General features: G+C 59.8%; 2 protein-coding genes. One reads left to right on the top strand and one right to left on the bottom strand.

The window, feature by feature from the left end; genetic code table 11:
• Positions 1–1,016, top strand: a 1,016-nt coding sequence (locus tag H5U08_RS16580; RefSeq protein ID WP_297035600.1) for a TOBE-like domain-containing protein, incomplete at its 5' end; no start/stop codon positions are given.
• Between the two features lie 83 nt (positions 1,017–1,099).
• On the opposite strand, the gene sppA is transcribed toward H5U08_RS16580, so the two are convergent.
• The coding region (gene sppA / locus H5U08_RS16575; RefSeq protein ID WP_297035598.1) for a signal peptide peptidase SppA at positions 1,100–2,164 on the bottom strand (1,065 nt) is incomplete at its 5' end.

The raw sequence follows: 2,164 nt of genomic DNA, 5'->3' as shown, positions 1-2,164 counted from the left end.
ATGCGGGAGAACTCGTGGCACTGCTGGGACCTTCCGGTTCGGGGAAGACGACACTTCTGCGAATCATAGCCGGCCTGGAAGCGCCCGACCCTGGTTCCGGCCGTCTGCTTTTCGATGGTAAAGACGTCACTTATCGACCGGCGTCCCAGCGGGGAGTGGGGTTTGTATTCCAGCATTACGCACTGTTTCGGCACATGACGGTCTACGAGAATATCGCTTTTGGACTCCGCGTTCAGCGGCGGCAGTTGCGGCTTTCTTCCGCTGACATCGACGCGCGAGTGCGGGAGCTTTTGCGGCTGGTACAACTGGAGCCGTTCGCCGCGCGGTATCCGCATCAACTGTCGGGTGGGCAGCGTCAGCGGGTGGCCCTGGCCCGGGCACTGGCCATCCGCCCGCAGGTACTTCTTCTCGATGAACCGTTCGGGGCCCTGGATGCCAAAGTTCGTCGGCAACTCCGCACCTGGCTCCGTGGATTGCACGACGAAATCGGCCTGACGAGCGTATTCGTCACCCACGATCAGGACGAGGCTCTCGAACTTGCGGACCGTGTGGTCGTGCTCAACGCTGGCCGAATCGAGCAGGTGGGCACGCCGGAAGAAGTCTATCATCAGCCGCAATCAGCGTTTGTCACCGAATTCATCGGTACCGTGAACAGGTTTCGCGGGATTCGCCGGGGTTCCCGCGTGGAATTTGGCACCTCTGAGGCCTTGTCGGCCGGTGAAGAGGTGGTGGTCTTCGTTCGACCGCACGAATTCGCCCTCAGCATGATTCCTCATAAGCACGCTTTCCCGGCAGTTGTTCAGCGGATTCACACGGCGGGAGGACTGGTGAAATTGTGGCTGATGGCTCAATCGGGGGAACTTTTCCTCGCCGAAATTGATCCCCATCACCTCTCGCAGCTCGCACTCGAGGAAGGGGATACTGTTTACGTGTCGGCCAGGCAAGTGCGGTGCTTCATCGAAGAGGGCCAGCAGTGCCACCCTGCTGAACCGCTCCGTACCGCCGTGGGTCTGTGAGCGGGGCCTGCATCATGCGGCCCTCTGAAGGCGGTGCGTCATCCCGCGCGCCATGCGTCAACTTGCCGCGACAAACCGCGTCTTCACGATCCGCTGCGGAGAAGCACGGGCCCCTGCCAGAAGAGGTAATAGGCCCGGGGAACGCTCAGTTCCAGCAGCCACGACCAATCCGCACCCGCAGGCCGGATCGGAAAATGCACCGACTCCCCGAAGAGGATGTCCGCCATGGTCGGTTCTTTTTTGTACTGGACCACCCGGACATTCTCCGGGTCCAGCCCAGCCAGCTCAATCGCGCGGTCCACCGCATCTTCAAGGAATCCAATCTCGTCGATCAAGCCGTCAGCCTTGGCCTGTTGGGCTGTGAACACCTGGCCGGTGGCCAGCTTATCCAGAAGGGCCGGCTGTTTGCGAAACACAGGTCGGCCGGATTTGACAATCTCTTTAAACCTTTCGAAGCTCTCATCAACGAGCCCCTGAAAGATTTTCCGCTCTTCCTCGGTCATCGGCCGGAGAATACTCCCCATCGTCTTCAACCGATGGCTGGCCACCGAATCCTCCTGGATGCCGATTTTTTCGGCAAGCTCCGAGGCGTTGTAATGCGGGATGACCACACCGATGGAACCGGTCCAGGTCGTCGGTTCAGCGTAGATCGAGCGGGGTGTATCCCCCACGGCCATGGCCACATAATAGCCCCCGCTGGCCGCGATGGCCCCCATACTCACCACCAGAGGGATCTTCCGCTTTTCTTTCATCCGCTGAAGGTGGTGGTAAATGAAATCGGCGCCACTGACGGTTCCCCCCGGCGAGTTGATGCGCAGGACCACCGCTTTGACCGATTCGTCTTCAATGACCTGGTCAATCTGGTCCTTCATGAACCCCCGACCGTCCAGGATGAGACCTTCCAACGACATGATGACCACTTTATCCCGGGCGGTTCTGGAATGCGAAAAATATTCCTCCCGTACTTTCGGCATCTCGAACACACGGAGCCCGACCATGCCCAGCAGCATCATGTTGAGGAAGGCGGAGAAAATCAGCCCCACCAGCAGGAGGATAATAAGGATGATGGCCCCCACACTCCAGCGACGAACGACGATGGGAGGTTGCGGGGGAACCACCGCAGCCACGACGGGCGCAGAATTCTCGGT

The sequence above is a fragment of the Thermogutta sp. genome (genome assembly GCF_014359955.1).
Classification (GTDB): domain Bacteria; phylum Planctomycetota; class Planctomycetia; order Pirellulales; family Thermoguttaceae; genus Thermogutta.
This window is presented reverse-complemented; position numbering and strand designations above follow the sequence as displayed.